This window comes from Coraliomargarita parva (genome assembly GCF_027257905.1).
Classification (GTDB): Bacteria; Verrucomicrobiota; Verrucomicrobiia; order Opitutales; family Coraliomargaritaceae; genus Coraliomargarita_A; species Coraliomargarita_A parva.
The window spans coordinates 352,491-375,390 of record NZ_JAPZEI010000002.1 but is presented as its reverse complement, the minus strand read 5'-3'; the positions used below and the strand labels follow the sequence as shown (position 1 = coordinate 375,390).

Below are 22,900 nucleotides of genomic sequence, written 5' to 3'. Positions count from 1 at the left end.
TTGGAAAGGATAGCGACAGAACAGGTAAAAACAGGAAGTGACTAAGGCCGCCACACGCCACATTGTTCTGCTCGAAAGATGAAATCAATCTGTCACATATCACTGTTACTTGCGCTGCTTTTCATGTCAGGCTGCGTGACATTCGAGAAAGTAGCACCTGAGCCTGAGATAGACCTCGATGCCCCTTTTACCGTGTCGATTTATCAAGGAGAAAAACTGGTTTCCCCTGAGCCGGCAGATGAAGCGGCCTTGAGTGCAGTTCTCAGAGACTGGCTACCTAAAATGCAGGTATGCCAATTTACGTTCCCGACCCCTGGCAGCCGCCTCCTGCTGGAAGGGAAAAACAAAGAGGGCACGGATGCTGAGATGACTGTGTTCGTCGGTTATGACTGGATTGGCGACGGCGTTGGCATTACGACACTCGAGTTTAACCAAGCCTATTCTCTTTGGCACATAATCAATAATACAACAGTCGGCAAGCCGTGGTGATCTAGGTCGAAAAAGCGCCGCGATCCCACTCTACCTGACTCGATAAAAGATCCGCACCTACCGCCCAGGCGACCATTTTGCGATCGCCGAGGTTTTCCGCGGGTCAATTGTGAGATTGCCCCGCAGTTTTATACGGACGGAGGCACAGCGCGAAGCCTGGAGTCGGCAAGTAGAAGCGACCGAAGAATTCACGGGCGGGCCCAGATCCAATCTGGAAATTCAAGGAAGAGGACTCTACCATAGCAGCCTTAGTCAGCCGGAACGTTTTCCCGCGACTTCACACCAATGACCTCCCCTCGCATTCGCCGCGCCACACTCACCGATTTGCCCGCGCTCCTTGAACTGGAGTGCAGCTGTTTTCCGCCCGCCCGCCAGAGCACCGAAGCCTCGCTCAAGAACAGCATCCGCAGTGACAGCCAGTTCGTACTTGTGCTGGAAGACGACGAGTCGTCGGAGGGGGCGCTCCTCGGCTCCGCCATCCTGATCGGCTACAAGCAATCACTCCGGATCTACTCGATCGCGGTGCAGGCTTCCGCACGCGGCCGGGGACACGGCGAACGGCTCATGCAGCAATGCTTTGAGACCGCACGTAACTCCGGCTTTGAGAAGCTCACCCTCGAGGCCGACAAACAGAATGCCGTGTTGATCGCCTGGTATGGCCGCTTCGGATTCAGCGTGCGCGAGGAACTGCCGGACTACTACGGGCCGGGGGAATCCGCGGTCCGTATGACCTGCCCACTGAAGGACAAGCATGCTCATTCCGCGGGCAATATCGTGGTGGTCGATTCGGCCAAGAAGTGGAACTTCCAGTCCAACGATGACATCGAGATCGTCTCGGCACGGCGCTACCTGTCGGAGGAGCGCTTCCGCAACTCGGACCGATTCAACGTGCTCAACCTCTGCAGCGCCTATAAGACCCTCACCCTGGGCTATTACGTCTCCCTGCTGGCCGCCGCCCGGAACCACCGGGTCGTGCCCACCGTAATGACGATCAAGGACATGGGCAATATCCCGATCGCCCAGAGCGTGGTCGACGAATGCCGCGAGTTCATCGAGCGCAAGCTCAAGGGGATCGAAGCCGCCTCCTTTGAGATCACCGTGATCCTCGGGAGGGCGGCCGATCCGGAACAGGCCGAACTGGCCAAGCGCCTCTACGCCCTCTTTGAAATCCCCTGCTTCACCATTGGTTTCACCCGGAAAGAGCACCAATGGAAAGTACGCAAGCTGGTCCAGATCAACCCGCTCAGTATCGCCCAATCCCACCCGGAACTGCTGGAGGAAGCGATCCATGGCTATTTCAGCAAGAAGCGCTACCGTCGCACACGGCTCAAGCACTACAAGTACGACCTGGCCATCCTCGTGAATCCGGACGAGAAGACGCCCCCCTCCTGCCCTGAGGCCCTGGAGAAATTCCGTCATGCGGCCGAGACCACCGGCTTCTTTGTCGAATTCATTACCAAGCTGGACTACCGGCGCCTGTGCGAGTTCGACGCCCTCTTCATCCGCGAAACAACCGGAATCGAGAACCACACCTACAAGTTCGCCCGTCATGCCCACACCGAAGGCCTCGTGGTGATCGACGATCCCTGGTCCATCCTGCGTTGTTCCAACAAGATCTACCTGCATGAGCGCTTGGCACGGGCAAGAATCAAGCAGCCGCGCTCCTGGCTGCTGACCAAGCATGCGGTCACCCCGGAGCTGCTCAGCAGCTTGGCCTACCCGCTCGTGCTAAAGCTCCCGGAAAGCTCATTTTCACTCGGAGTCTACCGGGTGGCCAACCGCGACGAGCTGGAAGCCAAGTTGAAGCTCATGTTCGAGGAGGGCGACCTTGTCATCGCCCAGGAATTCCTCCAGTCCAGTTTCGACTGGCGAATCGGGGTAATGGACCGCACCCCGCTCTATGCCTGCAAGTACTACATGGCGAACGACCACTGGCAGATTTACAACTGGTCGCAGGATGCGGAACAAGACGAGGATTTCTCCGGCGCGTCGGAGTCCATTCCCATCAACCAGGTGCCGAAAAACATCCTGAACGCGGCGGTCAAGGCCTCCTCCCTGATCGGTGACAGCCTCTACGGGGTGGACCTCAAGGAGATCGACGGGCAGCCGCGCATCATTGAGATCAACGACAACCCGAACATTGATGCCGGAGTCGAGGACGAACTGCTGGGCGACGAACTCTATTTGCGCATCATGCGCTCCTTCTACAACCGTATCGAGCGGGAACGCTTCCAGCCACGCTACCTGCAGTAATGCGCACTTATGTTTGACGCCTGCGGCATTCCGTTTGTTTATGTCGTAAACCCTTAGAACTGAGCGCATAAACAAATGGATCTACTCAAGGCTTTAAAAGCGGAGCATTCGTGGAAATTCAAGCGGATCGGCGGCATCTACCAGGTTGAGCTCAGTACGGTCGACGACCTGAAAGCCCTCGAAACACTCGATCCGAAACTCTGGGTCGCCCTCAGTTGTCCCGTCAACGGACTCGAGATCGATCGTGAGACCCTGACCCTGATCGACTTTGACGCCGACGGCCGCGTCCGCATCGAGGAGATGCTGGCCGCCGTACGCTGGACCCTGCAACGCCTCGCCAATCCGGAGTCGCTCTTCGAGGGCGGCGAGTTGCCGCTGTCAGCGATCCACACCGGAGACGCCGAAGGGCAGGCCTTGCTGGCCTCCGCCAAGCAAATCCTGGCCAATGTGGGCGACGACACGCCGGACACGATCTCGGTCAAGGAAGCCGCCAATACGGCCAAGATTTACGGGCAGTCCAAGTTCAACGGCGACGGCATCGTGGCGGCCGACGCCACGGATTCGGAGGAGCTGAAGCAGGTCATCGGCGAGATCATGAACTGCCTCGGCCCCGAGACGGACCGCAGCGGCGAGCCCGGCATCAGTCTCCAGAAACTGGATACATTTTTCAAGGAGCTCGGCAGCTATGAGCAATGGTGGACCCGGGGCGAGGTCGACTCGGCCGAAGGGGCCGACGTGTTTCCGCTCGGCGACGCCACCCCCGAAGCCTTCAACGCCCTGGTGGCGATCGAGCGCAAGGTGGACGACTTCTTCGCACGCTGCCGCCTGGCCGCATTCGACCCGCGCGCGGAAGCCCCGCTCAACCACGACATGAAGCTCTACGAGCGTCTGGCCACAGAGGACTTTTCCGTCAGCCAGACCGACATCCAGGAACTGCCACTCGCCAAGGTCAGCGGCAGCCCTCTCCTGCCCCTCGGCTCGGGAATCAATCCGGAGTGGAAAGCCCGCATGGACAAGTTCTGCAAGCTCGTCATCGGCCCCCTTGCCCTCGGGATTGACGACAGCCTAGCCCCGGAGGAGTGGCGCAAGCTCCGAAGCCGCTTCGGCGACTACCGGAAATGGCGTGAAGCCAAGCCCGACACCGGAGTTGAGAAGCTCGGGATCGCCCGCGTGCGCGAACTACTGACCGGGAACACCCACCGCCAGTTGAATGCGCTCCTGCAGGAGGACTTGGCCCTCGCCCCGAAGATGCAATCGGTCGATGCGGTCGAGAAACTGGCACGCATGCACCGCGACTTGATCCGCGTGCTGAACAACTTCGTCAATTTCAGCGATTTCTACGACGAGGAACGCGCGGCCATTTTCCAGGCCGGCACCCTCTTCCTCGACGGACGCGAATGCCGCCTTTGCCTCAAGGTCGACGACCCGAACAAGCATGCCGCTCTGGCCAGCTTGTCGCGGGCCTTCCTCACCTACTGCGAATGCCGGCGCAAGGACTCACCCAGCAAGTTCCATATCGCCGCGGTCTTCTCGGCCGGCGATTCGGCCAACCTGATCGTGGGCCGCAACGGCGTCTTCCGCGACGGATCCGGCAAGCTCTGGGACACGACAGTGGTGAAGATCATCCAAAATCCGATCAGCATCCGCGAAGCCTTCCTCATGCCTTACGTGCGGGTCGGCCGCTTTATCGGGGACCAGCTTGAAAAGTGGGCCAGCTCCCGCGATAAAGCTATCCAGAAACAACTGGAGACCGGCGTCCAGAACATCGGCAAGGATTCGGCCAACGACGGCAAGGAAGCCAAAGGCGGTCTCATGGGCGGCAATGTCACCGGTATCGCCGGAATGATAGCCGCCGCCGGGATCGCGCTTGGCGCCGTCGGTGCCGGTCTCGCCTCCCTCTTCAACACGATGAAGGCCCTCTCTTGGTGGGAACTGCCGCTCGTCATCTTCGGGCTCATCCTCATGATTTCACTGCCCTCCATGTTCATTGCCTGGCTGAAGATCCGTCAGCGGACCCTGGCCCCGCTCCTTGATGCGTCCGGCTGGGCGGTCAACGGCAAGACTCTCATCAGTTTCCAACTGGGCCGACTCCTGACCCTGCGGGCCACCCTGCCGCTCGATGCGCACTGCAAGTTTGATGAGCGGCACCGTGTGCGCAAGGGCCTCTGGATCGCCCTGGGCGCAGCCGCCTTCGCTTCGGCCGCGGGCTGGGCCTTCCTCATCCTCTAGGCCGCGGCGAGGTTTTTTCCTTCGACTCGGAAGAAAATCGACGCATCGTTCCTAACGATGCAGAAAACAATTCGCGCTTCCCTCGTTTCGGGCTGCCTCCTGAGCACAGCTTGCTGGTTCTCCGGTTGTGGAGCCCAGCAAGCGGATGAACCGGATCCGGTTAGCGACAGCCACACACAGATTGAAGGCAGCGTTACGAAAAGCGCATCGAGCAATAGCTTCGGCAGCACTTGGCAGCACAATGACGCCACCTACCTCGAGACCGACACGATCTATCTGATGGCCGCCGACGGTGAAGTCCTGACCCAAGCCGTCATTGGGCAGCTCGCACCAAAGCTCGCCAGCATCCCAGGCGTCTCCCAGGTGCAAACCACCTCCGATGAATCCTGGCCGGCACCGGGACAGCTGCTGCCCGACATGTGTTTTTTCATCGGCCTCGAGAGCGTGGAAGACAGCAGCAGCCTGATGAAACTCGAGCGGAAGTCGGTACTTCACATGTCCGGAGGCAGCGGCGTGTTCGCTCCCCGCTTCAGCTTCACCGACCACATGACACCGCCATCAATGAAATGGGACATGGAGGGAACGGTGCGGCATGAACTCAGTTACGAAGGCCTGCGTATCAAGGTAAATATTGACGACCTCACAGCCGACGCCCTGGCCAAGGAACTGGACAAAGCGATCCGCGAGAAACTGGACGCCATGCGGAAAGTGGTCAGCGCCCCGATTCCACTCCCCGACTACTTCACCCCCGACTATAGGGAGCAGGCACTACCGGCCGCACTTCAGGCCCGACAGCCCAAAGCGCTGCTGGCGGGGCACAGGCCCTTCGTTCCCTATGAGAGCTACTGGAACTTTTCAGTTGCTGAGGACGAAGTCGAGCCCCTCGCAGCCATGGAAGGCCAACTCGAAGCCGAAGGCTGGAAAATCAAGTATTCGGAAAGCGAGTCCAACCATCTGCCCGGCCTACGGGCCACGCGCAAGCAGTCGACCGAGATCATCGAGATTTGGCCGGTCGATGATCAGACCCCGTTGAGCTTCAACCTGCGCCACAGGCTGCGTCTGAGCCAGCCCGAGATCTTCGCCTTGATTGACCGTGCCTTCGAAAGCGACGCGCCCGCCGGCCTCCTCGCCCACTTTTACCATAACTGGTCGCGAGATCACTGGAAACACTTTGTGCAAATAGTCGAAACCAAGGGACAGGTCGGCTCCAAGCTTTCGGCCTGGGTTCTGATGGAAGCCTATACCAACGCGGGACACAAAGAAGAAGCCCTCGCCCTACTCGACCTTGTCTATTTGCTGGGCCGGATCGACAATTCACAGACAGATAGCCGACTGGCCGAGCGGGGCAAAAAGCTAAACGGCCAACCGGACTGGGCACCGGCATTTCCGAATGAAAGCTCATTAGAGACGTGGGGCATCCCGACACTTGAAATCGGACAGGACATCGCGGTCCGGACGCTCGCCCCAGGCAGATACGCCCTCTTCGCAGCAAGCGGAGGCAATCAGGAAGAAGAGTTGATTTTCTTCCGGATCCAAGACTTGGGTGATGACCAGTATTCCGTATCCAGCGGGCGAGTGGCCTTGCGGCACAGTAGCCGTTCGGACCAACACTTTCGATCGGAATGCAGCCGGAGGCAGCCGGTCATCTCCACAAAAACTGTGAACGACAGACAAACCATCTTCCGCTGCTATAAGGACCCCGAGAAGGATGGCCAATACAAACTGGAAGCCGAAGTAAGGTCCTATCCGGAGGCGGTGCAGGCACAGGCTTCAGAGCACGCAGGGAACAGCTGAAGCATCCGCAGTTGCGGGGTACAGACGACTCGCGAGGAAAGCCTGACGGTTCTCTCATTCAGCTACGATTGCGACGTCCGCGACTTTCTTTTCACCAGCCGCATCTTTCCGTTGTCATCGCTCCGGCCCGTCGCCACAAACGACGGCTTTTTATGGAAATCAAAGACCTCGAACTCGACCAAATCGATATTTACGGCGGCACCCAGGCACGTGTCGCGACCAATGACGACGCGATCAACAGCTACGCCGATTCCATGATGGAAGGCGCTGTCTTCCCGCCCGTTGTGACCTATTACGACGGCACGAAATACTGGCTGGCCGACGGCTTTCACCGCTACCTGGCCGCCCAACGCAACGAATTTGACAGCATCGCCTCGGAAGTGCATCCCGGCTCCCGCACGGATGCGCTGAAGCATGCGTTGGGTGCCAATGCAACCAACGGCGTGTATCGCTCCAACGAGGACAAGCGCAATGCCGTCGAAATCGCCCTTGAGGAATGGCCCAACATGTCCAACGCGGTCATCGCGGAAATGTGCAAAGTCTCGAACGATTTGGTACGCCGTTGCCGCAACGCGATGGAGAAGATGAACCGGATCGATGCCCCGCGCCAGGTCACGGGCAAGGACGGGAAGCAGTACCCTGCAGGCATCGAGCGCCAACCGCGCGGTGAAAGCAGCACACCGAAGGACGACGGCAGCAGCAACTCCGGCGGCGTAGGGGGCGGCTTCAGCGGCAAGGCCAAAGGCGATGCCAGAGCCCCCGGCGGCAGCAACGCCGAGATCGAAGCCGAGGCCCGTAAGATGATCCGCGAAGGCGAAATCAAGCACTCCGAACTCGACAAGCTCGGCAGCGCCACCGCCCTGGACTACGCGGAAACCGCCTTGAATGTACTCAACCGCATGAAGACCGACGATCCTCGGCGGGCCGAAGCGGTCAACCGTATCGAGCGCTGGCTGGAAAAAGAAAAGGCGGGCACCGCCTAAGCCCGCATCCGCTCGAGCAGCTCCAGCAAGGCCGCACCATAGGCCTTGTCCGACACGATACCGGACGGGCCTTTGCTGCGGGTCAGATCGATGATCTTCGGATGCGCGTTGGCCGGACACATGACCCGGGGAAAGGCTTCGAACACGGCCAGGTCATTCAGGTAGTCCCCCACCGCCAACGCATGCCCCGGGTCCACGCCAAGGTAGGCGCACATCAGCTCAATCCCGTCCAGTTTGTGGATACCCGGTAGTATGTCGATGAAGCGGTCGGAGCGGCAGAATTCAAGGCTCGCACACTCGACGGCACTGAAGTCCGCGCGTATCATCGATTCAATTCGCGCAAGCACCTCGTCAGGATCGGCTGCTTCCGGCAAGGCATAGGACAGGTTGCCGACCTTGTCCAAGCGTGGCATGAGGCCGCCGTACACCGCCTCCATCCCAGCCTGCCCGACACGGTCATACCAATCCAGCAGGCGCTGCATTAGCCTGAGGTTCCCGAAACGCTCGACCAGTGTACCCATTTCACACTGACGGGCGACCGCAACGAGGTCCAGATAGCCGTCACGCTCCCGGTCATAGATCACACAGGCATGCTCAAGCAGAAAATAGCGCGCCTTCCGCGTGGTCAAATGCTCGGCGACCTGGGACAGAATCGGCCAGAAACGCCCGGTGTTGATAATGAAATGACTGACCGGAGAGCTTTCAATCGCCCGGTTGAGGCGTTCCAGCATGGCGATTTGAGAGACGGATGGAGTCCAATCCTCAGTCGCACCAAAGGCTTCGCCGTCCTCGGGATTGAGGCATCCATCGACATCCTGGAAGATGATCTGTATCTCGTCTAAGCACATGCTCCTATTTACATTCATGATATCCTACGCAAGGCCAGCTGATTCGAAGCAGGAGGCCAACTAGGGCATTCCCCCTAGTTTAATTGTAAAATCACTCATAGCGTTTTGTCAGAGGATAGTAAAAACCATGCCATCACTTGTTGGTACTCGACATGTTTAGCCACAAACTAACGATAAGTCGTCCAACTGCTTATTCGAACTTGAATTAGTATGATTCATATCCTGACTCAGAACCCGGCCATGCGGGAACAACTCTCAGCTCTTCTCCAGGAGCTGGATCATGAGTTTGTTTTCCATGACGCAGTCGAACCGCTGGTCAAGGCCGTGCGGAAACTAAGCAAGCAGGACCATGTCTTCTACGATCTCCAGTTGGAAGACGTGCTGTGGGCCTTTGAGCGGCTCTACACTGCCTGCAAACGGACCAATCTGGTCGCCTTCGAGCGAATGACCAACGAGACCAGCCTGGAGTACAACCAGTGCCCGGCGGGGGTCGAAAACTACCTTTTGCTCCCGGCACACCCGGAACGCGCGAAGAACCGCCTGCAATCCGTCCTGCGCGAGGTTGCGCAAAAGACGACTGCACGGAAGACGGTAAAGAAGAAAAAGGCGGCCGGCAAAGCCAAACCCAAGGCCACCGGCAAGCAAGCCGCCAAGGCAAAGGCCAAGGCGGATGCGGACAGCCAAGTGGAAGCGCCGGCACCGACCATTGCCCGCTACCTGCAAGCCCGCAGCGGCGTGATGCGCGAACTGCTCTCCGACATCCAGATCGCCTCGGATAAGGCCTCCATCGTCGTGATCGAAGGCGAAGAAGGCGCGGAGTTCGAGCTGCTCGCCCGCGAAATCAATTTCCGGTCCAATGGAGATGCGACTCCCCTGCATGTAGTCGATCCGATGCAATTGCACATCCCGGAACTCATGGAGCTGTTGAAGGCTTCGGAAGGCAAGGAAGGCCCACAGTTCCTCTACCTGGGTCAAACCGTAGACTGGACCGCCAAAGCGGCCGATGAGATCGAACAGTTCATCGAACAATACGACGCCTCCGATAATAAATCGCTTCGCTTGATCTTTTCCTATGCGGAGGACTCCGACTCCTACACGGCGGACGCAGTGCGTCCGCTGGTCAAGACGCTCCGCAAGCGCAGCCAGGGCATTCAATTACCGGGCATGGCCGAGCGGGAGGAAGACATACCGATGATCGCTCATACCGTGTTCAGCACCCTGCGCATGGCCCACCCCTTCCTCCGCACCCGCGTGCTCAGCAACGATGCCATCAGCTATCTCCAGTCGGAAGCCGAAAACATGGATTACTGCCGCCTGACCCGGATCATCCGGAACGCCATGGCGCTTAGCAAACAGGATATCATCGGCGAAGAGACGGTCCGCAACCTGAGCGATGACAGCCCGATGACCCAGCACTTGATCGAGTCGCTGGCTGACGAGCGCTACTTCCGGACGGCCGGCGACTAATACCGCCCATGGGATCGCCACTTCTGGGCGATCAATAGCCTTCCGGATTCGGAACATAGTTTCCCCGGCAGCCCTTCAGATAATGAAGCGCGTGCACCTGCCCGGTCATCTCCAGGACATCCTTGTAGACCGGATCGTGCCAGCCCTCGATGTCGATGGTACCGCGGTAGTCACCGCGTCTCAATTCGCTGATAATATTCGTCCAATTGCTGTCCCCGAAGCCGGGATGCCGGTGTTCGACCACGGTCTCCGGACCATGCATGCCGAATTCGCGCAGGACATCGTGGTGGATCGTCGCGTCCTTTCCATGCACGTGGAAGATACGGCTGATGTACTTCTTCAACTGCGGCAATGGCTCGATCAACTGGCACATCTGGTGACAGGGCTCCCACTCCAAGCCGATATTGTCGGCATCGACCGCATTGAACATCCGCTCCCACGCCCCTGGGTTGAAGGCGATATTGTAATCACCGCTCTCCCAAGTTCCGCCCATGGGACAGTTTTCAAAGGCAATCCGTACACCCTTGCCGGCCGCGCGCTTGGCCAGTTTGCCAAAAACCTCCTTGTATCGCGGCAGTGAGTCCGGCACCGGCTTGTTGCGAATACGTCCGGCGAACCCGCAAACCAGATCCGTGCCGAAGAGATGTGCATGGTCGATACAAACCTCCCAGCCTTTGAGCGTCGCGCGGTCGAGTTCGCCGTCTTCGAGTGGGTTGCCGAAGATTCCCAACGAGGACACGATAGCGCCGGTGCCGGTGAGCACCTCCCTGACTTCGTCCGCCAGGCGCACGAGGTCGACCTCCCCCAAATGCTGCCAGAAATTAATCTGAAAGGACTCAAAGCCATGGGGCAGGATTTGCTTGATATAGCCTGCGGTCTGCGCGCCCTTTCCGGCCAGCGTGCCGATGCGGATGTCGTGTTCACTGAACATGGTGATCTGGATTGTGGATTACAGGTGAATGGTACGGTCCTTGGCATCGGACTCGAAGCAGGCGTCGAGCACGGCTTGGATCTCGGCAGCGCGAGCAAAGTCGGGCTGGTCCGCCACGCCACTCTCGATCGCCCGGATAAAACGTGCGTAGTTCGTAGGCGTCTCGCCGCAGTCCAGCGTTTCCCAGTCCATGATCTGCCGCCCGAGGATGCGGCTGATTTTCAGGCAGGTATAGGAACTATCCAGATCGATGACAATCGAAGCCTGGTCGCCATAGAGCCTGAGTTGCACCTGATTGATATGCGGATAGGCCCAACGCGTCAGGTCAAGGGTCCCCAGGGCCCCGTTGCTGAACTCAGCCGTGATCAAGGCGGTATCGTTGGCATCGAGGGTGTACTCGCCGACCGCGTTTTCCGGGTTCTTCTTGAAATTCTTCAGCCGGCAGTAGACCGATTTGTAAGCCCCCAGCGGCATGGACGCAAAATCCAGTAGATGCACCCCGACATCACCGAGCACACCGGTGCTGCCATGCGACTTGGACTGCCGCCAGAGAAAGCCGGGCTTGCTCCGGCTGTCGCCCCATGCGTCCTGCACGAGCCAGCTCTGGTGGTAATGCGCCCGGACATGTCGCACCGTTCCCAGAACGCCGGCCTCGACCAATTCGCTGGCGCGTTGAATGGCGGAACTGTTGCGATAGGAAAAGTTGACCATGTGTATGACACCGGCCCTCGCCGCAGCATCCCGCATTTCCACGGCTTGCGCATGGTTCAGGGCCAGCGGCTTCTCGCAGAGCAGGTGCTTCCCCGCAGCGAGGACTTTCAAGCCCAGCGGATGGTGCAGCGAATCCGGAACCACGAGTGAAACCGCATCGATATCCTTGCGGATCAGCACTTTCTCGAGCTCAGTGTAGGCGTCCGGAATCGCATGCTCCCTGGCATAGTCCGCAACACGTTTGGCATCGATATCGCAGGCCGCCAGCATGGAACAATTCGGTATCGCCTTGAAAGCACGGGCATGGGCTCCGGCCATGCCTCCTGTTCCCACAATCGCCAAATTAACCATGCCCGTTATTGCATGCAAATGGCGGCCAAATGCAAGCGATGGCGCCGGATACACCGCTATACAGTTAGGCCTCAGTACCGGGCCCGAGGCATCAGCCGATACGGATGATATTGACCGGACAGCCTTCCGCCGCCGCCTCCAAGGCCGGGCGGTCCTCCGCAAATCCTTCACTGTACTGGAAACTCACATCCTCACGAATGACTCGGATCAACCGGGCTTCGCCGTCGGCGTCCATCTCGAAATAATTCGGGGCCACTTCCGCACAAAGCATGCAGCCGATACACTCCGGCTTCTTGTGGGCGATGGGGATCAGTTTCATGACTGGGGCGAGGCCGGCGTTGCCACCGGAACCATGAGGAAAAACTTGTCATTGCGACGCACACGCGCCGACACCTTCAGGCCAAAGACCGTGCCGGCCGCCACCACCTCCGTGGATCCTTCATCCAGATGCATGGCCTCGACTTTGCCTTCCACCACCCCGCTGGTCTCTCCGATGATGACGAATTCATCCCCGACACGAACCTCGCCGATGGCGGTGACCTCGGCCACGCCGATCTTCGCGTAGTAGTGGCTCACATGCCCGCGCATGACCTTCTGGTGGGTGGCCTTGGAACCATAGGCATTCGACCAGCCCTGCTCGCGCCCGAGATAGTAGCCGCTGGAGTGGCCACGATTGTAGACCTTTTTCAGGTCTTCCAGCAATTCTTCGACAAAGGCCGCATCGTAGCTTCCGTCCATGACCGCATCAACCGCGCGGCGGTAGGCACGGATGACCCGCTTGACATACTCCGGCGAACGGGCCCGCCCTTCGATCTTCAAGGTGTGCACCCCCGCCTCCAACACCTGGTCAAGGAACCCGATGGTGGAAATGTCATTGGGCGACATCACGAAGTTGTTGTCGACGGCCAGCTCCTGCCCGGTCTCCTTGTCCTTGACGATGTACTCCTTACGGCAGTTCTGGATACAGGCCCCACGGTTGGCGGAGGCATTGTCGGTATACAACGACATGCCACAACGACCGGACACCGCGATGCAAAGCGCACCATGGGCAAAGGCTTCAATCTCCACGACACGCCCGCTCGGGCCACGTAAATTGCACGCCACCACCTGCTGGCGGATCTTGCGGATCAGGGAAAGGTTCAGTTCGCGGGCCAATACGATACGGTCGCAATACTGCGCATAGAACTGAAACGCTTCGAAGTTGGAAACCGATAACTGAGTCGACAGGTGCACTTCGAGTCCGAGTTCGCGGGCTTTCAGGATACAGGCCATGTCGGCCGCAATAACCGCGTCCACCCCCTGCGCCTTGGCTTCTTCCAATAGCTTGTAGCACAGTTTCAGATCATGGTCATAGAGCAAGGTATTCAGGGTCAAATAGCCACGAATGCCCCCTTGACGGCAGCGTTCCATGATCTCGGGAAGGTCGTCCAAATGGAAAGATCGCCGTGCCCGCGCACGCATGTTCAGCTGGGCCAGACCGAAATAGACCGCGTCCGCCCCCGCCTCGATTGCGGCCTGCAAGGAAGCATAGCACCCAGCCGGTGCCAGAAGTTCGATATGACTGTCCCTGATACTCTGCATTTTGAAAAAGCAAGAACCGCCTATCGTGTGAGGGGCGGACGTCAAGGCTTCAGCGAGCCCATCCTCTGGGGAGATGAAGGGCAAGCAATGGTATCGAGGGCCCTCAAGGCAGTCATTCAACGGCTTTATAGATTCAATATTGTATACGGATTGTATTGGCTCCGGATCGATCTTTCATCTGGATCTAGCTCCAGAAAACCTCATCCATATTGAAGACACGCACAACTGCTTTGATCGCAATGAATTCAACTCCAGAACTCCTTTGGCCCAAACAAACACCGGATGCAAACGGAACTGAACCGGTGCGCGACATCCCCCTCCTTACCGTTTACGAGCCTTCCAACTGCTTCCGTAAAAAGGCGGCCGTGATCGTCTGCCCCGGCGGCGGCTACTCCGGTCTGGCGTCTGCGCATGAAGGCCATGACATCGCGAAATGGCTGAATTGCATGGGAGTCACCGCGATCATTCTGGAATACCGGGTCGGCGCCAACGGGTACAAGCACCCGATTCCCCTCCAGGATGCACAACGCGCGATCCGGACGGTCCGCTCCCGCTCCGGCGAACTGGGAATCGAACCCGACCGGATCGGCATACTGGGCTTTTCCGCAGGGGGCCATCTCGCGTCCACCGCCGGCACCCATTTTGATGCGGGGAATCCCGACTCGGAAGACCCGGTGGAACGCTTCAGCTCACGCCCCGACTTTATGGTACTCTGCTATCCGGTAATCGCATTTGCCGAGACATACGGACATACGGGCTCCAGAATAAACCTGATCGGAGAAGACGCCCCACAGGAATTGGTGGAGCACCTTTCCAACGAACGACAGGTCACGGCGGACACTCCTCCAACCTTCCTCTTCCACACCGATGAAGATCCGGGTGTTCCCGCCGAAAACAGCGTCGCCTTCTACCTCGCCCTGAGGAAAGCCGGCGTTCCGGCCGAGATGCACATTTACAACAAGGGTCCGCACGGCGTCGGTCTGGCCAAGAATATTCCCGGCACCCGCGGGTGGTCGCAAGCCTGTGAGCACTGGATGGAGAATATGGGCTTCCTCGCTTAGGCGACTTCCAGCGACTGATTGGTGGTCCGAAGGACCTCCACAAAATTACGTGCGAGACGTGCCTGTGTGTTACGCCGCCAGACCGCCGACAAGCGGATCTGCAAGTCCTCCCCCTGCTCATCCAGCGGAAGCAGGCGGATGCGTGGATAGACGTTGGCAAAGCGGGGAAACACCAGACTCACGCCGTAATTGCCGGCGATCATCGCCATCATCAAATCCGGACTGGCAATCCTCTTAACCGGATGGTGCCGGATCTTGCGCCCGTCCAGAATGGAATGGGTAATACGGGCATGCAGGTCACGGTAATCCGCCTCACCGATACAAAAAATCGTCTCGTCCGATAATTCGCGCAGACGGATCGATTTACGCTGCGCCAGCGGATGTTCCACACTGAGTGCGATGTGCGTGACCGACTGGGCCACAATTTCCTGCTCCATGTCCTCCGGAATGTGTTTCCGCGCATTAAAGGAAAAGCCCAGATGCACACTGCCCGAACGAAGCTCTGTCAACAGGTCACGGTAACCGATGTCGTGCAAGCTGACCTCGACTTTCGGGTAGGCTTGCCGAAACGCCGACAAGGCTTGGGCCAGTAATCCAACCGACAGGCTCCCGATCCCGGCAATGTGCAAGTGCCCGCGCCGCCCTTCCGCCGCGCTCCGGGTCAGTTCGCCTGCCATCTCCACCCGCTCCAGGATATCCCGCGCCTCCTCCAGAAAGACCGCGCCGGCTTCCGTCAGGCTGGTGCCACCGGTATCCCGTTCCAGTAGCTTCGCCCCGATCGCATCCTCCAACTGCTTGACCTGACGACTCAGCGCCGGTTGTGCCACATGGAGCCGCTCGGCCGCCTGACGATAGTTCAAGGCCTCCGCGACCGCGATGAAATATCTAAGATGACGCAAATCCATGCCAAACTGATATCATTTTGTTATCAATCTACAAGCAACAAAGTACTATCTATCTCAGGATTATCATGTATTTTAAACGACTGTTTGATTAAAAGTTAAAACTGTGACACTTGATGCCCAACGTATAAACCGACTTTAGATACATGAAAACGACTCACACACTTACGCTTTCAAAAACGGTCAGCTTCGCGGCCCTCCTAGCACTGTCATTACTCTTCACGGGCTGCCAGGAGGAAGAGGCCGCAGGCGCAGTGCAGGCCCAAGCCGCGCCGATGCCGGTCACAGTCATGACGGTCCAGCAGCAGGCGGTGGCACTGGCCCGAGAATTGCCGGGGCGCACCTCCCCCTATCGGATGGCCGAGGTTCGCGCCCGTGTAAACGGCATTGTGGAGAAGCGCCTGTTCGAGGAAGGCACCGATGTCGAGTCTGGCCAGGTACTCTTTCAAATCGATCCGGCGCCCTACCAAGCCACCTACGATGCCGCCAAGGCGGCATTGGCCAGGGCCGAAGCCAGCTACGCATCGGCCAAGTCGCAGGCCGAACGCTACCAGGAGCTCGTCGCGACGAACGCCATCTCGAAACAGAATTATGACGATGCCGTCGCTTCCGAACAATCGCTGAAGGCGCAAATTGCCGCCGCCAAGGCGGACCTGAAGGCCGCTGAAATCAATCTGGGCTACACCGAAGTCACCGCTCCGATCAGTGGCCGCATCGGTCGCGCCGGCGTGACCGAAGGCGCTTATGTGCAACAGGCCGCCGCGACTCTGCTCGGCACCATCCAGCAATTGGACCCGCTTTATATCGACCTGAACGAATCCGCCGAGGAGGTGCTGCGCTTGAAAGAAGCGCTGGCCAGCGGCAAGCTGAGCCGCAGCAGCGACGGCAATGCCAAGGTGGAAGTTGTCCTCGCCGACGGAAGCCTCTACCCGCATGCCGGTTCCCTGCAATTCTCGGACGTCACGGTCAACCCCGGCACGGGCACTGTCACACTCCGGGCCATCGTTCCGAATCCGGAGGCGAAACTCCTGCCCGGCATGTTTGTCCGTGCCCGTCTGGAGGAAGGGACCGACCCGAATGCAATTCTGGTCCCTCACTCGCTGGTCTCACGCAACGCGCGGGGTGAAGCGGTCACACTGGTGGTCGGCTCGGAAGGTACCGTCGAGAGCCGCATTCTGGAAAGTCAGCGCTCCGTAGGCAGTGCCTGGCTGGTTACCGGCGGCCTTGAACCCGGCGACCGCATCATCACCAATAACCTGCAGAAGATCCGTGCCGGCATGCAGGTACAGGTACAGTAAGTGAACCGACACACGAATCCCTAAGGAAACTTTCCCACTATGGCCCGCTTTTTTATCGACCGACCCGTCTTCGCATGGGTGATCGCCATCATTATCATGGTGGCGGGGGTGCTCTCCATCAAGGAGCTGCCCATTGCGCAGTACCCAAGCATTGCCCCGCCGGCGATCAGCATCCAAGGCAGCTACCCGGGTGCGTCCGCCAAAACACTCGAAGACACCGTGACCCAGGTGATCGAGCAGAATATGTCCGGACTCGACCACCTGCGCTATATGGAATCCTCCAGCGATTCGACCGGTAGCTTCGAAGTGACCTTGACTTTCAACGCCGAAGCCGACCCGGATATCGCCCAGGTGCAGGTACAAAACAAACTCTCGCTCGCCACACCACTACTCCCCCAGGAAGTGCAGCAGCTCGGCTTGCGGGTGACGAAGTCCGTCCGTAATTTCCTTTTGGTCGTCGGCTTCCGCTCGACCGATGGCAGCCTGTCCGCCGCCGACATCGGCGACTATGTCATCAGCAATGTCAAAGAGCCGCTCAGCCGGGTGCAGGGCGTGGGTGAAATTCAAACCTTCGGGACCCAGTACGCCATGCGTATCTGGCTGAATCCCGACAAGCTGAATGACTACGGACTGATGCCTTCCGATGTCGCCGCAGCGATCCAGGTGCAGAATGCACAAATTTCAGCCGGTGAGTTGGGCGGCAGTCCTTCGGTCGAGGGACAGTTGCTCAACGCCACGATCACCGCGCAGACACGACTGCAAACCGTTGAAGAGTTTGAAAACATCCTGCTCCGGGTGAATTCCGATGGCTCCCAGATCCGTATCAAGGACGTCGCACGTGTGGAGATCGGCAGCGAAAGCTACATCACGCAGGCCCGCTTCAACCAGGCACCGGCATCGGGGATGGCCATCCGCCCGGCGACCGGAGCCAATGCGCTCGATACGGTCGATGAAATCCGCAAGCAGATAGATGCGATGAAGCCCTTCTTTCCGGAGAGCCTTGAAGTGGTCTACCCAATGGATACGACCCCGTTCGTGCGCATCTCCATCCATGAGGTGGTCAAGACACTCGTGGAAGCCGTCATCCTTGTCTTCCTTGTGATGTACCTCTTCCTGCAGAATTTCCGGGCCACCCTCATTCCCACAATTGCGGTGCCGGTCGTGCTCCTCGGTACCTTCGGGATCATGGCAGCCGCAGGCTTCAGTATCAACACGCTGACCATGTTCGGGGTCGTGCTGGCCATCGGCTTGCTCGTCGACGACGCGATCGTGGTGGTTGAAAACGTGGAGCGGGTCATGAGTGAGGAAGGCCTGCCGGCCAAGGCGGCCACGCGGAAGTCCATGGACCAGATCACCAGCGCACTGGTGGGCATCGGCATGGTCCTCTCTGCCGTGTTTATTCCCATGGCATTCTTCGGCGGATCGACCGGTGTGATTTACCGTCAGTTCTCCATCACCATCGTGTCGGCCATGGCACTCTCCGTTGTGGTCGCAATCATCCTGACACCGGCACTCTGCGCCACCATGCTCAAACCGGTGCAAGCAGGCCATCATCATGAAAAGCGCGGCTTCTTCGGATGGTTCAACCGCACCTTCGACCGAAACGCACATCGCTACGAGGGCGCGCTGAATTACCTGATCCACCATAAGGTCAAATCCTTCATGCTCTTCGGCTTGATAGTCGCCGGCATGGTTTATCTCTTTAAGGAGGTGCCGACCGGCTTCCTCCCGGATGAAGACCAAGGTACCCTTTTCGCCCAAGCGCAGTTGCCGCCCGGATCCACCCGCGAACAAACCCTCAAGGTACTCGAACGCATCGAGGAATATTTCCTCGTTAATGAAGCCGAAAATGTGGAAGGCATGTTCGGCGTCACCGGTTTTAGTTTTTCCGGCCGCGGCCAGAACCAAGCCATCGCCTTCATCCGCCTGAAAGACTGGGAAGAACGCAAGCGCCCGGACCAGTCCGTCGAGGCGATCCAGAAGCGCGCGATGGGAAAATTCCTGCAATTTGATGATGCCTTCGCCTTTGCCTTCGCGCCGCCTGCGGTGATGGAGCTCGGCACCGCGACCGGCTTCGACCTGCGACTCGTCGACAAGGCGGCCCATGGGCACGAGGCCTTGGTCCAGGCGCGGAACCAGTTACTGGGCATGGCTTCGAGCGAACCGAGCATGACCAACGTCCGGCCCAACGACCTGGATGACACCCCGCAATTCAAGATCAATATCGACCAGGAAAAAGCATCCGCTCTGGGCGTATCGATTGCGAGTATCAACAGCACGCTTTCCGCCGCCTGGGGGTCCTCCTACGTGAACGACTTCATCGACCGTGGCCGCGTCAAACGTGTCTATATCCAGGCCGATGCCCCCTACCGGATGCTACCGGAAGACATCAACCGCTGGTATGTCCGGAACAATGTGGGCGAGATGGTCCCCTTCTCAAGCTTCTCCAGCGCGGAGTGGGAAATGGGTCCGCCCAAGCTGGGACGCTTCAACGGCGAACCGTCGATGTCGATCGCCGGCCAACCTGCACCGGGCGTCAGCTCTGGTGAAGCCATGGCCAAGATGGAAGAACTGGTCGGGCAGCTGCCCGCCGGCTTCGGCCTCGAATGGGCCGGCTTATCCTATGAAGAAAGACTGGCCGGCAGCCAGGGCCCGATGCTCTATGCGCTCTCGCTGCTCGTCGTCTTCCTGTGTCTGGCAGCGCTCTATGAAAGCTGGGCCGTACCGGCTTCGGTTCTACTGGTGGTGCCACTGGGCGTGATCGGCACACTGACAGCCGCCCTGCTCTTCGGCATGCCAAACGACATCTACTTCCAGGTGGCACTTGTCACCATCGTCGGCCTGTCGTCGAAGAACGCGATTCTGATCGTTGAATTCGCCAAGACCTACTATGACAGCGGCATGAGCCTGTACGAGTCGGCCGCCAAGGCGGCACGCATGCGCTTGCGTCCGATCCTGATGACCTCGTTGGCCTTCGGCTTCGGCGTGCTGCCGCTCGCTCTGAGCTCGGGCGCGGGTGCCGGCAGCCGGAATGCCATCGGCACCGGGGTGCTCGGAGGCACGATCTCGGCCACCTTACTCGGCGTCATCTTTGTTCCGATCTTCTTTGTCGTCATCGTCGCACTCTTCAGGGTCAAGCCCGTAACTCCTCCAACGGACCCGAACCAGGCATAAACATGAGATACCTGTATCCAATTCTAAGTCTCGCATTGCTCTCCGGATGCTCGCTGGCACCGGATTATGAGCGGCCGGCAAGTCCGGTTGCGGAAAGCTTTCCCCTCGCGGAAAACGTCCCCGGCACACAAAACGTGCCGAAGTGGGAGACGGTTTACGCGAATCCTGAACTTCAGCAGCTGATCGACCTCGCACTGGAACACAACAGGGAACTTCGTATCACAAAACTCAATACGGAACAACTGCGCGCCTACTACCGCATCCAGCGTGCGGCCCTCCTGCCGAGCCTCGATGCCAGCGGCAGCGGGACACGCCAGCGCACGCCGGCCGATCTCAGCTATTCCGGGCAATCCACCACCTCCAGTTCCTACAATGTCGGCCTCCAAATGCCGTCCTACGAGCTGGATTTCTTCGGCCGTATTCTCAGCCTCAAGGACCAGGCTTTGCAGAGTTTCCTCGCCACCGAAGCGGCCGAAGCCAGCGCGGAGATCAGCCTTGTCCGCTCCGTCGCCAACCAATATTACAATCTCCTCGCCCTACGGGAGCAGCATGCTCTCGCGATCAGCAGCATGGAAGCGGCGCAGCGAGCCTACCAGATCAACAAGGACAGCTTTGACGCCGGGATCGGCACCGAACTGGACCTGCGCACCGCGGAAGCACAAACACAGGCCTACCGCGCCCAGGCCCTGAGTCTGGAGTCGCAGATGCAACAGGCGACGAATCTCCTCGCCCAATTGATCGGAACGAAACTGCCGGAACTGGCCAAGCAATCGATCCTGGCCTCCCAGAATACTCCGATCGACTTGCCCGTCGGCTTACCCTCCGACCTGTTGACGCGCCGCCCCGACATCCGGGCAGCGGAACACCAATTGATGGCCGCCCATGCCAATATCGGAGCCGCTCGTGCCGCCTTTTTTCCCTCGGTTCGGCTCACCGCATTTGGCGGTACCGCCAGCGCGGAACTGAGCGGCCTCTTCGAATCGGGTTCGGCCATGTGGAGCTTCACCCCCAGCATCACGGTGCCGATTTTCGCCGCCGGTCGCAACAAGGCCAACCTCGACGTCGCCTGGATCCAACAGCGCTCTGAAATCGCCGCTTATGAATTAGCGATCCAGACCGCCTTCCGTGAAGTATCGGATGCACTCGCGGTACAAGCGACGATCAAGGAGCAAATCACCGCGCAGGAAATCAGGGTGCAGGCCGCCGAGCGACGGAAAGAACTCACCTCCCAGCGCTTCGATGCCGGGGTTGACAGCTATTTACCGGTGCTACTGGCGCAACAGGAACTCTTCAGTGCCCGGCAGGATCTGATTCAGGCACGCTTGAGTAAGCTCACCAACCAGAGTGCCCTCTTTGCCGCCTTGGGCGGCGGTTGGGACGACAACGAGCAATAGTTGCTAGAGCACCCCTTCCTTTAAACAAAAAGCCACCTCTCCAATATTTAGAGAGGTGGCTTTTTGAATTAACTTCACACGACATGTCTGGCGACAGCGGCATGAAAATAGGATCAGCTCTTATCGGATCCAAACCTCGCGGGTGCGCGGGTTGCCATAGGAATCGAAGGTCATACGCTCTTCTTTCAGAACTTCATTCAGCTCATCGAGCGTGAAGTCGTAACCATCCTCTTTAGCCATGGCGATGAAATCCTCTTTTGTTTCAAGGAGATCGTATTTGATACGAAGCTTTTTATCGGCACCACCGGCCATCATGAGCTTTTCTACGTTTTCTTTAGACATTTTTATTTTCCAGTTAAGTTGAAATGGTGACATTTAACCACGTTTGTGTGGTTTCATGATCGCGTGTCAGCGAGCACCCTGAATGCCATTGAACTGAATTGTGGACTTTTTATGCAAGCAAGCCCACCCTTTATTATCCAGCCTAATTCGCTGCCCACAAGGCGCTTATATAAATACAAACGCGGGCGAGTAAGCAACTTGCCCCCTACGGGCATTCTGCTTTGATCAGTTACATGTCGACCTTTCGCACTCTACTGGCCCTCTACCCCCTCTGCTCACTACTTCATTCACAACCCACGATCGAGTCCATCGCCACCGGATTTCGTTTCACCGAAGGTCCGGCATTGAATGCGGAGGGCGAGCTTTACTTCACAGATATTCCCGACAGGAAAATCTACCAATGGAATGAAACCGAGGGCATACGGGTGTTTCGTGAAGCATCCGGCAAGGCAAACGGATTGATGTTCGATCCAAGCGGACAGCTCCACGCCTGCGAAGGCGAGAGCCGCGTGCTCAGCTACTACGATACCGACGGCCATCGTCATGTTCTCGCCGATTCCTACAACAATCATCCGTTCAACAGCCCCAACGACCTCTGGATCGACCCGAAAGGCGGTATTTATTTCACCGACCCGCGCTATGGCCGTCGGGACAACCTCGAACAGGACGGTGAGCATGTCTACTACCTCAAACCTGACCGTTCCGAAGTGATCCGTGTGATCGACGACATGATCCGCCCCAATGGACTTATCGGGACAAGCGACGGCAAGTATCTCTACGTGGCGGACCATGGTGGAAAGCAGACTTTCCGCTACACGATTCGAGACGACGGCCATCTGGAGCAGAAGCAACTCTTTGCCGCTCAGGCTTCTGACGGGATGTCCATCGATTCAAAAAACCGTATCTATCTGACGGATGCCAAGATCGACATTTATGAAGCGGACGGCAGCTTGTGGCAGAGCGTCGAACTACCGGAGCGGCCCGCGAATGTACTGGTGGCAAGCGAGGATCCCCTGTCTCTGTACGTCACGGCACGCAGCTCGGTCTACCGGATCAGCCTGCCCGATACGAACGACAACTAATCGCTCATAA

18 protein-coding genes are annotated in these 22,900 nt (G+C 58.5%); 11 read left to right on the top strand and 7 right to left on the bottom strand.

The window, feature by feature from the left end; genetic code table 11:
* Positions 1–78: 78 nt before the first annotated feature.
* The 5 genes from O2597_RS03905 (at position 79) to O2597_RS03885 (ending at position 7,748) form a co-directional block, all read left to right on the top strand.
* On the top strand, positions 79–489 hold the full coding sequence (locus tag O2597_RS03905) for a hypothetical protein (RefSeq protein ID WP_269522883.1): 411 nt from the start codon (positions 79–81) through the stop codon (positions 487–489).
* Between the two features lie 285 nt (positions 490–774).
* The gene (locus O2597_RS03900) at positions 775–2,742 is read left to right on the top strand and encodes a GNAT family N-acetyltransferase (RefSeq protein WP_269522882.1); all 1,968 of its coding nucleotides are present in this window, start codon (positions 775–777) and stop codon (positions 2,740–2,742) included.
* A gap of 75 nt (positions 2,743–2,817) precedes the next feature.
* Positions 2,818–4,971: a hypothetical protein gene (locus O2597_RS03895; RefSeq protein ID WP_269522881.1), complete on the top strand. Its 2,154-nt coding sequence runs from the start codon at positions 2,818–2,820 to the stop codon at positions 4,969–4,971.
* Between the two features lie 57 nt (positions 4,972–5,028).
* On the top strand, positions 5,029–6,765 hold the full coding sequence (locus tag O2597_RS03890) for a hypothetical protein (RefSeq protein ID WP_269522880.1): 1,737 nt from the start codon (positions 5,029–5,031) through the stop codon (positions 6,763–6,765).
* 152 nt (positions 6,766–6,917) lie between these two features.
* Positions 6,918–7,748, top strand: a complete 831-nt coding sequence (locus O2597_RS03885) for a ParB/RepB/Spo0J family partition protein (protein ID WP_269522879.1) — start codon at positions 6,918–6,920, stop codon at positions 7,746–7,748.
* On the opposite strand, the gene O2597_RS03880 is transcribed toward O2597_RS03885, so the two are convergent.
* Complete coding sequence (locus tag O2597_RS03880; RefSeq protein WP_269522878.1) at positions 7,745–8,614, bottom strand: HAD hydrolase family protein; 870 nt, start codon at positions 8,612–8,614, stop codon at positions 7,745–7,747. The genes O2597_RS03885 and O2597_RS03880 overlap by 4 nt on opposite strands.
* Before the next feature lie 192 nt (positions 8,615–8,806).
* On the opposite strand from O2597_RS03880, the gene O2597_RS03875 reads away from it, so the two are divergent.
* The gene (locus tag O2597_RS03875; protein WP_269522877.1) at positions 8,807–10,063 is read left to right on the top strand and encodes a DNA-binding transcriptional response regulator; all 1,257 of its coding nucleotides are present in this window, start codon (positions 8,807–8,809) and stop codon (positions 10,061–10,063) included.
* Between the two features lie 31 nt (positions 10,064–10,094).
* On the opposite strand, the gene O2597_RS03870 is transcribed toward O2597_RS03875, so the two are convergent.
* From O2597_RS03870 to O2597_RS03855, 4 genes are all read right to left on the bottom strand, one after another.
* Positions 10,095–10,994 carry a sugar phosphate isomerase/epimerase family protein gene (locus O2597_RS03870; protein ID WP_269522876.1) on the bottom strand — a complete coding sequence of 300 codons (900 nt, stop codon included), beginning with the start codon at positions 10,992–10,994 and terminating at the stop codon, positions 10,095–10,097.
* An 18-nt stretch (positions 10,995–11,012) separates the two neighbouring features.
* Positions 11,013–12,056, bottom strand: a complete 1,044-nt coding sequence (locus O2597_RS03865) for a Gfo/Idh/MocA family protein (protein WP_269522875.1) — start codon at positions 12,054–12,056, stop codon at positions 11,013–11,015.
* A 91-nt stretch (positions 12,057–12,147) separates the two neighbouring features.
* Positions 12,148–12,375 (bottom strand): ferredoxin, encoded by a 228-nt coding sequence (locus tag O2597_RS03860; RefSeq protein ID WP_269522874.1) that lies wholly within the window; start codon positions 12,373–12,375, stop codon positions 12,148–12,150.
* Positions 12,372–13,637: a peptidase U32 family protein gene (locus O2597_RS03855; protein ID WP_269522873.1), complete on the bottom strand. Its 1,266-nt coding sequence runs from the start codon at positions 13,635–13,637 to the stop codon at positions 12,372–12,374. Before O2597_RS03855 ends, O2597_RS03860 begins: the two co-directional genes overlap by 4 nt.
* A 239-nt stretch (positions 13,638–13,876) precedes the next feature.
* On the opposite strand from O2597_RS03855, the gene O2597_RS03850 reads away from it, so the two are divergent.
* Positions 13,877–14,698, top strand: coding sequence for an alpha/beta hydrolase (locus O2597_RS03850; protein ID WP_269522872.1), 822 nt, complete (start codon positions 13,877–13,879; stop codon positions 14,696–14,698).
* Here the strand turns inward: O2597_RS03850 and O2597_RS03845 are convergent.
* Entirely contained in the window at positions 14,695–15,603 is a 909-nt protein-coding gene (locus O2597_RS03845) for a LysR family transcriptional regulator (RefSeq protein ID WP_269522871.1), read from the bottom strand. The genes O2597_RS03850 and O2597_RS03845 overlap by 4 nt on opposite strands.
* 143 nt (positions 15,604–15,746) lie before the next feature.
* Between O2597_RS03845 and O2597_RS03840 the strand changes: the two genes are divergently transcribed.
* Genes O2597_RS03840 through O2597_RS03830 form a run of 3 tightly spaced genes read left to right on the top strand, consistent with a single transcriptional unit; the run spans position 15,747 to position 21,466 of the window.
* Entirely contained in the window at positions 15,747–16,898 is a 1,152-nt protein-coding gene (locus O2597_RS03840) for an efflux RND transporter periplasmic adaptor subunit (RefSeq protein ID WP_269522870.1), read from the top strand.
* A 39-nt stretch (positions 16,899–16,937) separates the two neighbouring features.
* On the top strand, positions 16,938–20,072 hold the full coding sequence (locus O2597_RS03835) for an efflux RND transporter permease subunit (protein WP_269522869.1): 3,135 nt from the start codon (positions 16,938–16,940) through the stop codon (positions 20,070–20,072).
* A 2-nt stretch (positions 20,073–20,074) separates the two neighbouring features.
* Positions 20,075–21,466, top strand: a complete 1,392-nt coding sequence (locus O2597_RS03830; RefSeq protein WP_269522868.1) for an efflux transporter outer membrane subunit — start codon at positions 20,075–20,077, stop codon at positions 21,464–21,466.
* Positions 21,467–21,586: 120 nt separating this feature from the next.
* Here the strand turns inward: O2597_RS03830 and O2597_RS03825 are convergent, their stop codons facing one another.
* A complete protein-coding gene (locus O2597_RS03825) occupies positions 21,587–21,808 on the bottom strand; it encodes a Nif11-like leader peptide family natural product precursor (protein WP_269522867.1) in 222 nt (73 codons plus the stop codon).
* Between the two features lie 233 nt (positions 21,809–22,041).
* Between O2597_RS03825 and O2597_RS03820 the strand changes: the two genes are divergently transcribed.
* A complete protein-coding gene (locus O2597_RS03820; protein ID WP_269522866.1) occupies positions 22,042–22,890 on the top strand; it encodes an SMP-30/gluconolactonase/LRE family protein in 849 nt (282 codons plus the stop codon).
* Positions 22,891–22,900 lie beyond the last annotated feature (10 nt).

Excerpts from the sequence above, each read along its gene's own strand:
- O2597_RS03905 (WP_269522883.1), top strand. The coding sequence starts at position 79 with ATGAAATCAATCTGTCACATATCACTGTTACTTGCGCTGCTTTTCATG.
- O2597_RS03900 (WP_269522882.1), top strand. The coding sequence starts at position 775 with ATGACCTCCCCTCGCATTCGCCGCGCCACACTCACCGATTTGCCCGCG.
- O2597_RS03895 (WP_269522881.1), top strand. The coding sequence starts at position 2,818 with ATGGATCTACTCAAGGCTTTAAAAGCGGAGCATTCGTGGAAATTCAAG.
- O2597_RS03890 (WP_269522880.1), top strand. The coding sequence starts at position 5,029 with ATGCAGAAAACAATTCGCGCTTCCCTCGTTTCGGGCTGCCTCCTGAGC.
- O2597_RS03885 (WP_269522879.1), top strand. The coding sequence starts at position 6,918 with ATGGAAATCAAAGACCTCGAACTCGACCAAATCGATATTTACGGCGGC.
- O2597_RS03880 (WP_269522878.1), bottom strand. The coding sequence starts at position 8,614 with ATGAATGTAAATAGGAGCATGTGCTTAGACGAGATACAGATCATCTTC.
- O2597_RS03875 (WP_269522877.1), top strand. The coding sequence starts at position 8,807 with ATGATTCATATCCTGACTCAGAACCCGGCCATGCGGGAACAACTCTCA.
- O2597_RS03870 (WP_269522876.1), bottom strand. The coding sequence starts at position 10,994 with ATGTTCAGTGAACACGACATCCGCATCGGCACGCTGGCCGGAAAGGGC.
- O2597_RS03865 (WP_269522875.1), bottom strand. The coding sequence starts at position 12,056 with ATGGTTAATTTGGCGATTGTGGGAACAGGAGGCATGGCCGGAGCCCAT.
- O2597_RS03860 (WP_269522874.1), bottom strand. The coding sequence starts at position 12,375 with ATGAAACTGATCCCCATCGCCCACAAGAAGCCGGAGTGTATCGGCTGC.
- O2597_RS03855 (WP_269522873.1), bottom strand. The coding sequence starts at position 13,637 with ATGCAGAGTATCAGGGACAGTCATATCGAACTTCTGGCACCGGCTGGG.
- O2597_RS03850 (WP_269522872.1), top strand. The coding sequence starts at position 13,877 with ATGAATTCAACTCCAGAACTCCTTTGGCCCAAACAAACACCGGATGCA.
- O2597_RS03845 (WP_269522871.1), bottom strand. The coding sequence starts at position 15,603 with ATGGATTTGCGTCATCTTAGATATTTCATCGCGGTCGCGGAGGCCTTG.
- O2597_RS03840 (WP_269522870.1), top strand. The coding sequence starts at position 15,747 with ATGAAAACGACTCACACACTTACGCTTTCAAAAACGGTCAGCTTCGCG.
- O2597_RS03835 (WP_269522869.1), top strand. The coding sequence starts at position 16,938 with ATGGCCCGCTTTTTTATCGACCGACCCGTCTTCGCATGGGTGATCGCC.
- O2597_RS03830 (WP_269522868.1), top strand. The coding sequence starts at position 20,075 with ATGAGATACCTGTATCCAATTCTAAGTCTCGCATTGCTCTCCGGATGC.
- O2597_RS03825 (WP_269522867.1), bottom strand. The coding sequence starts at position 21,808 with ATGTCTAAAGAAAACGTAGAAAAGCTCATGATGGCCGGTGGTGCCGAT.
- O2597_RS03820 (WP_269522866.1), top strand. The coding sequence starts at position 22,042 with ATGTCGACCTTTCGCACTCTACTGGCCCTCTACCCCCTCTGCTCACTA.